The sequence below is a fragment of the Moorena sp. SIO1F2 genome, from assembly GCF_010672755.1.
GTDB lineage: Bacteria > Cyanobacteriota > Cyanobacteriia > Cyanobacteriales > Coleofasciculaceae > Moorena.
The window spans coordinates 1-7521 of record NZ_JAAHFV010000315.1 but is presented as its reverse complement, the minus strand read 5'-3'; the positions used below and the strand labels follow the sequence as shown (position 1 = coordinate 7521).

General features: G+C 41.0%; 9 protein-coding genes and 1 pseudogene. 2 read left to right on the top strand and 8 right to left on the bottom strand.

What is annotated here, in order from left to right; translation table 11 throughout:
- The coding region (locus F6J94_RS26650) for a hypothetical protein (RefSeq protein WP_293045766.1) at window positions 1-386 on the top strand (386 nt) is incomplete at its 5' end.
- A 296-nt stretch (window positions 387-682) separates the two neighbouring features.
- Here the strand turns inward: F6J94_RS26650 and F6J94_RS26645 are convergent.
- The 8 genes and pseudogenes from F6J94_RS26645 to F6J94_RS26625 form a co-directional block, all read right to left on the bottom strand.
- Window positions 683-844 carry a hypothetical protein gene (locus F6J94_RS26645; RefSeq protein ID WP_293045763.1) on the bottom strand — a complete coding sequence of 54 codons (162 nt, stop codon included), beginning with the start codon at window positions 842-844 and terminating at the stop codon, window positions 683-685.
- Window positions 845-936: 92 nt separating this feature from the next.
- Window positions 937-1032, bottom strand: a complete 96-nt coding sequence (locus F6J94_RS34470) for a transposase (protein WP_367142278.1) — start codon at window positions 1030-1032, stop codon at window positions 937-939.
- Window positions 1033-1048: 16 nt separating this feature from the next.
- On the bottom strand, window positions 1049-1366 hold the full coding sequence (locus F6J94_RS34465; RefSeq protein ID WP_367142277.1) for a transposase: 318 nt from the start codon (window positions 1364-1366) through the stop codon (window positions 1049-1051).
- Between the two features lie 24 nt (window positions 1367-1390).
- The gene (locus tag F6J94_RS34460; protein ID WP_367142276.1) at window positions 1391-1849 is read right to left on the bottom strand and encodes a transposase; all 459 of its coding nucleotides are present in this window, start codon (window positions 1847-1849) and stop codon (window positions 1391-1393) included.
- Between the two features lie 97 nt (window positions 1850-1946).
- Window positions 1947-2459: pseudogene (locus F6J94_RS26640) on the bottom strand (Uma2 family endonuclease); the annotation flags it as partial.
- A 546-nt stretch (window positions 2460-3005) separates the two neighbouring features.
- Window positions 3006-4475, bottom strand: coding sequence for an SGNH/GDSL hydrolase family protein (locus F6J94_RS26635; RefSeq protein WP_293045759.1), 1470 nt, complete (start codon window positions 4473-4475; stop codon window positions 3006-3008).
- 419 nt (window positions 4476-4894) lie between these two features.
- Window positions 4895-5929, bottom strand: coding sequence for a 3-oxoacyl-[acyl-carrier-protein] synthase III C-terminal domain-containing protein (locus F6J94_RS26630; RefSeq protein WP_293045756.1), 1035 nt, complete (start codon window positions 5927-5929; stop codon window positions 4895-4897).
- A gap of 263 nt (window positions 5930-6192) precedes the next feature.
- Window positions 6193-6321 (bottom strand): hypothetical protein, encoded by a 129-nt coding sequence (locus tag F6J94_RS26625; RefSeq protein WP_293045753.1) that lies wholly within the window; start codon window positions 6319-6321, stop codon window positions 6193-6195.
- A gap of 293 nt (window positions 6322-6614) precedes the next feature.
- Here F6J94_RS26625 and F6J94_RS26620 point away from each other — a divergent pair, with 293 nt between their 5' ends.
- Complete coding sequence (locus tag F6J94_RS26620; RefSeq protein ID WP_293045749.1) at window positions 6615-7277, top strand: Uma2 family endonuclease; 663 nt, start codon at window positions 6615-6617, stop codon at window positions 7275-7277.
- The last annotated feature ends 244 nt before the right edge of the window (window positions 7278-7521 follow it).

Below are 7521 nucleotides of genomic sequence, written 5' to 3'. Positions count from 1 at the left end.
TCTACAACCAAGAAGAACTGATTAAAAGCACTGAAGATTCTGTGCAATGGAATGTAAAGGAACAAGATAGTGAAGTTGTTATTGAACTGGAGACAGTACCAGTGGGGGAAGTAGACGTTAGAGTAACGATCAATACAAATATGACATCGTCAGGATTGCTTTACCGACAAAGTGTTTCTGGGCAATTTGTACCTATCAAAACCGGACCCAATGATATGCTAGTATCGACTAGCACACAATTTAAACTTGCCTCTAGGATATACAAATATACCAAAGGGAGCTGGACACAAGGAGGACAATACTTAGCAAATATTTCCTCTAGTAGCCTGAAATTTGAGACGGACACTGGTTCAAAAGCGACGCCGGTGTTGTATCATGAATCATGATTATTTGCGTCTCGAACTCCAAGGTTAATCGATGCGTAAATTAACCACTACTCTAGGATAACGAAAAAATTGGGAGAGATATGGTTAATAACTTTCTCTTCTGGAAATTGTTGAGCATAACACAAAAACTTATCCCCTCCTCCGAAAAAATGATGTTACTGAATTGAAGTATTAATTTAGATCGTTTGATTTTGGTAAAGCCACCATTATCCCCCAACTTTGGGGGACTTTATTTTAGTTTTATGCCCGAGGATTGGGTGTCAGGGGGCACAATCATACCCAGAATCAGCAACGCCCTATAAAGCTTCCTGGGATTGCTCTTTTTCCAACCTTTCTTGCTCTACCTGTTGTTGAGCCATATCTCTGTGCTCAACAATTTCCAGATAAGTAGCAAAGCGCTCGACCTTAGGAGAATACAGTACCAATTCCGAGTCTACTAAGAGCTGATTTGTAAACAAAAAATTAAGAAGCTAATCTTCTTGTCATCAAACGAATTAATGAACCATATATCATTCCTGTACTCATCTGTGTATATAGTTCATAGTCTTTACTAAGCGCGTCTAAATCGATTTAACCAACCAAATGTTCTTTCTACAATCCATCGCTTTGGAAGAATTTCAAACTCTTTTGATTTCCTTTCTATCACTTCGACTCGAACAGAATCACCACATACCTGTTTGACGGCTTGAGCAAAATTCTTTCCTGAATAACCACAGGTCCACCCAGACCACTTCTAATAACTTCAGTTTCTCAAGTGCTTCAGACAAAATGACTACTGCTCCGAGCCTTTCAGAACCATTAGCTTCCGTTACTAATACCCCAATGAGTAATCCTTGAGAATCAACTACTATGTGACGTTTACGCCCTTTAACTTGTCTTGATGCAATAGCGAGTGGGGGAAACCACGGCAGTCGCTCATGGTTTGAAGTTACCGTAAGATAGTGGAGCCTTATTAAAAAATATTTAACCCTTTTCTGCATAACCTGCTAACTATAAAGGCTCCACTATCTAAGGTTTCGTCTCCGGGGGGGACCCCCAAGACCGCGCTGCCTCCCCAAGACCGCGCTGCATCGCTTTTTTACCACCATCAAAACCGCAGACTGCCCCCTTTTTTCCGTCGTCTTGACTGATTGAGAGTCCGCTATCCCAACGGTTGATTGTAATTCTCTACCTTGACCAAATCTGATTTGTGATCGTAACTGATCATGAATTTTCTGCCATATTCCTCGTCGCTGCCACTTCTGGAAATAACCATATACAGTGGTATAGGGAGGCAAGTCATGGGGTAACATTTCCCACTGACAACAAGTCCAATGAACATAAAAAACACCATTAAGTATCTCTGTTAAATCAACTGTTCTCGGATGTCCAAAGCCAATAGGTTCAGGTAGTAATGGTTTCAAAACCTCCCATTCTGTATCACTTAAATCACGTAGGATTTGGCTTTCTCGTCGGTGCGGCAATTTGAGGCAGACGTGTCATTGACCGAAATTCATTCAACCTCTGGTAGGTTATCATCTACTTATCTTAACTTTTTTATTTCTTTAGATTTTCTTTACGAATCAGCTCTAAGTCAAAGGTAATTCCTAAACGAGGACTAACCCAACCAAGCATCTGGGGGATGGGTTCTAAGGTTTCTGATGAACGCAACCAGCCTTTTAGTTTTGTTCGATTTGGATCAAAAAGATAGTACTCTTCTACTCCATGGGTCTGGTAAAACTTGAGTTTATCCTCTTCTAATTCTTTGATGGTGTTTGTGTGTGAGGCTATTTCAAAGGTCACCTGGGGATTAAGGTTATCTTCAACCCAGGTTTTGTAAGAAGGCCGATGCCCTTTTGGTCTACCGATAACTACCATGACATCGGGGGCTTGGTTGATTTTTGGTTGTCCTTGTACTGGATACCACAACAAATCCCCGGCGATAAACACATTGGGGTCATCTTTGAATCGAACTTCTAGGCCAAACTTAATGGTGGTAATTAGTTCAAATTGAAGGGTATTGTCCGCCAAGGGCTTGCCGTCACTTTCGGGATAAAAAATGTCATCGGTGGTGGGAGTTAGCTGCTGAACCATTGGAAAATTGTTACTTGAGCTGATAAGCCTATTGTAAGCGGTCAGCGGTCAGCGGTCAGTGGTCAGTCGTAGCACAGGCTTCGACGCTGTGAGGTAACCCATAAGCTGATAGCTGTTCGCGAAGCGTGCGCGTAGCGCATTAGCTAATAACTGATAGCTGTTCGCGAAGCGTGCGCGTAGCGCATTAGCTGATAACTGATAGCTGTTCGCGAAGCGTGCGCGTAGCGCATTAGCTGATATTGGGAGTGCTTTTGTAAATTGGATTCAACCTTATTCCCAAGAATTAGTTTAAGTAGCGATTAATTAGACCTAGTTATAGAAGATAAGAGATCAAGTCAACACCTCTCATCTTCTGATACAAAGAGGTTCCGGCGAAGCCGAAACCTCTTTTTTATTCATTTTCTAGCGGTTTTTATCCTAATGAGGTACACAGGATTTTTTCCCTGTTCCCTGTTCCCTGTTCCCTGTTCCCTAAAACCAGGAACTCTGTACCTCACAAAATTTAAAACCGCTATAGTCTAAACTCCAGTGCTCAATAAACTTGAATTAATCGAGGTGTCGATTTCTATCTCGATAGTCTTCCAGCTTAGGGAGAGAGCTACTTATTAGTCCAGCCTCTTTCATCCAATACTGAAAAGAATATGCAATCAAGGAATGAGCGTATGATGTTGGGTGTACATTATCCCAAAATGTCAATAGAAAGTTAAAAGACCCGTCTGTTGTTTTACTTGTATTATTCGAGGCGTAGGCTCTCCAGTCTGAATTTGTTATTCCTTCGGCAGTATAACCGCCTTGGAAACACTGTTTAGGTATTTGTATCCCACTACTTCCTGTAGATTGGATCTCGTAATACTCATTCTCGAATTGTGCGTCAAAAGAATCTCCTGTGAAGGGATTCTTATTCTCTAGGAGTGCATCGAAATCAGAAAATAGATCTATGTATACTATCTCCAAATATTTACCCCGTTCTTCTTTCAGAGAATCTATCTTAATTTTAAGCTTATTATTGTGAACATTGATTATGTTTGTTATAGCAGCAGAAAGATCTTCTCTTGTTTTCACCGAACCTTTACTGAAATCATAGCTTACAGTTGCTATTATGGGGGTTTTACCTACATTGGGTAGGTTTGGGATGATAAAATATTTTGCCCCTTTGTCATTTAGTTTTTTGATATTTTTGATTATGTTATCAGTCGCTCGATCTGAAACTTTTTCATAGCCTCCTACATCGTTAGGATATTCTATTAAATTAAAGAGTGTTTCTTCACTATCGAATTTCTCAAGATAGTCATTTGCTCCAATCCACAGGGTATAAGCTGTCTCTTCTGCTGCTGTTAAATCAATCTTTTTCCCACTCAGCCATCCATTATCAAGATAACGATTTATCGTTGTAGTCATACTGCCAGTAATAACATTGCGTCCCCCGGATTTTACGTAATCCAGAATCTCTTGAGGCTTGAAATCATTGATTAAATCAGACTTTGCTCCACCATAAGCCCAGTTGAACAGAGTAATTCCTGTTTCTTTAGACAGATATTCACTCCATGTTAGTCCATTCGTGAACCTGCCATACCAATAGGGATATTCGGGCATTAATTTAACCCAGTGCTTGAGATTCCCTGTATCAGAAAGACTGTCACCGAATATGACCATCTTTTTAATAGTCTGATTGCCTTCGTCTTTCTTGAAATGTATGGGATACTCATAGGGATTAAAAGCACTTGTAGCTGCAGAATATTCAAGCAATTTATAGCTTGGCTTGTCTTGATGCTTTTCAAAAATAGATTTTCTGCACCTTTCCTCTAACTCGGCTCTAGTCAATTCTGTTTCTACAAAAAAACTATCAACCAACTGACCACTCAGTTCCGTATATGAGGGAAACCAATCATGATACCCCTTGTCTATAGACCAAGTCCAGTTTCGCTTACCAGGATTTTGCCACATAAGTGATGGATTATCCTCTTGATACTTGGGTTGAGAATCATAAAAGTATGCTGCTACATAGTAATCCGTCATTTGATTTACTCCTAAACATTGTTTCTTGTTAATTTGTCCTATTGGGACTTTAGCATAAATTAAGCCCAAATCAAACCTAAAAGGGAGTGGGAGAACCTGGTTGACTGAGAAAAGGTAAGCATTCAGCCGTTGGCCGTCAGTGGTCAGCGGTCAGCCGTCACTTCCACCGTTGCGTTGGAATTACCCGAGCAAAAACCAACATCCCCATTCAAACGCGATCGCATAAGCGCGGAAGCTGAGGCCATAGGCCAATCGCCTTTGGCTGCCCGTAGCTGATCCCTAAGCAAAACTTTTCCATGGAAACCAGATTTATTTTAAGCTGACAACTGACAGCTGACAACTGACGGCACCTCAAGTAGCGTGCCCGTAGCGCATATGCTTACTTTTTGATTACTCTGCTTTTTTCCAGGTACATGGATTTAAAATTTAATAGTCAAAGCCCCCCAGGAAAAGCCAGCAGCGCTACTTGCTAGCACTACCAAATTCCCTGGTTTAATCTTACCCTCTTCTCTACTTTTGCAGAGGCCAAGTAACGTATCACTAGCCCCTAAGTTTCCATGTTCAGGAAGAGAGATAAATGTTTGTTCTAGGGTCAAGCCCAACCAGGAAAAAATATTTATTAATACGCTTTTTTTTCCTTGATTAGTAAAGATTAAATCTACATCATTGATAGTGTATGAGCTTTTTTTTAGGGATTTAAAAATTACTTTTTTATAATTCTCCAGGTAAACTTCTGAAATAATTTTGTCTAGCTTTTCACGGTCATAAACTTGCATATAATTTAAGCTTTGGTCTACATTGTCAGAATGAAAAGGTAGCCTAGTTCCCCCTAGTGGAATTTTAAGACAGTCCACAGCTTCTGAATCAGTAACCGCGTGATAAGCCAAAATTTGGTTACTAGTTTCTCCTTTCTTCAGAATGGCAGCAGTAGCACCATCGGCAAACATAAATGTGGATAAACTATCTTGATTAGAGTAGTCCACAAGACTTGATAATCTGTCACTACAAACAACTAACCCATAGGTAAACTCAGTGTTTGCTATTAACATATTACGGCATATATCTATCCCTAGATTGCCGCTATTACAGAAGTTTCTGACCTCAAAAGCAAAAGCTTGATCAGCTCCTATTTCAGATTGGATCTTAGCAGCCGGTGACCATAGTCGATAATCATAATCCCCTACACCACAGTAAACAATAAGATCGATATCACTAGCTCTAATCCCGGCATTATCTATAGCAGACAATGCCGCTTTGGTCCCCATTTCTGAGGGTTGCTCATCATCAGTGACTACGCACTTTTGAAAGATGCCGATTTTTTCAATAAAGACATTTTCCGGAGTATTAGAAAGCTGGGACATTTCCAAACTAGTCATTCTTCCAGTTGGTAAATAGTAACCAAGAGAAGTAATACCGATTGACTGATGACTCATCTCTATATTCTCTATTCCCATAAGTGTTGAATCCAGTAATACAAGTTTACCAAAATGGCTGATGTTTTTCTATCGTTGTTGTCAAGCAAAGCAGCACTTTTCCCTGCTCCGAAGTCATAATAGGAAATAGGGAGTCGGGAGTCGGGAGTCGGGAGTCGGGAGTCGGGAGTCGGGAGTCGGTAAGTTTACTTTAAATCATTTACTATGATAAACACTTCTTGTCAATAAACTGGAAATAATTATTAATAAACCCTGCTTTATTGTGTTTATTAACATACAGACTGTTATCGACAGACATCCAGGGATAGGTTGTCGTAGCTGAAGCCAACTTTGACCGTTGCGTTGGAATTACCCCAGCAAAAACCAACATCCCCATTCAAACGCGATCGCATAAGCGCGGAAGCTGAGGCCATAGGCCAATCGCATTTGGCTGCCCGTAGCGCATCGCTAAGCAAAACTTTTCCCCAGATTTATTTTAAGCTGACAACTGACAGCTGTCAGCATTCAGCTGTTCGCGTAGCGTGCGCGTAGCGCATATGCTTACGTTTTACTCAAACAGCCCTGCTCCCTACTCCTTACTCCCTACTCCCTACTCCCTACTCCCTGCTCCCTGCTCCCTAAAAAATGTACCTCACCCAATTTAAAACTGCTATAACTAATAACTAATAACTTGATTACAAACCCATTAGGAAACAGTAGAAAAGTTATGAGTGCTCCCACTAGTAACAGACAGAAAACTATTCCAGTCCTAGAAAATGGATATCTGCTATCTCGTGGAGAATTTGAGCGGCGTTATCAAGCCATGCCCCATCTCAAAAAAGCAGAACTAATTGAAGGAATTGTTTATATGGGATCACCCTTACGGTTTGAATCCCAGGCTGAGCCCCATGCTAATTTACTCGTTTGGTTGGGCAACTATAAAATAGCGACTCCTGGTGTAAGATTAGGTGATAACCCTACAGTGCGGCTGGATCTTGATAATGAACCCCAACCTGATGTGGTTTTACTAATTGATAGCAATTGTGGTGGCCAAAGTCGCCTGGACGATGATGGTTATATTGAGGGCGCACCAGAACTAGTGGCAGAAATTGCAGCAAGTACTGCTTCTATTGACCTCCGAGATAAAAAACGAGTTTATCGTCGCAATGGAGTAAAAGAATATCTGGTTTGGCAGGTAATTGACCAGCGTTTTGATTGGTTTTCTTGGCAAGAGGGAGACTATGTTTCGCTTGTAGCTGATCAAGAAGGAATTATCCGCAGCCAATTTTTTCCGGGATTATGGTTAGCAGTTTCGGCACTTTTGGCGGAAGATATGGTGAAGGTGATGGCAACCTTGCAAGCTGGCTTGGCCAGTAAGGAACATCAATAGTTTTTGCAGCAGTTGGCAAGTTTTTCTTAATTAATTGTGGTGATTTAGTACTTTAGCAAAGGGAACAGGGAGCAGGGAACAGGGAACAGGGAATAGGGAACAGGGAACAGTTGAGAATAATTGACGCCAACACTATCAGAAAAATACTTTGGCAAGAGATATATTAATGAATTGTGATAATTTTTAATCCGAAGTTCCCTACTCCCTACTCCCTACTCCCTACTCCCTACTCCCTACTCCCTAC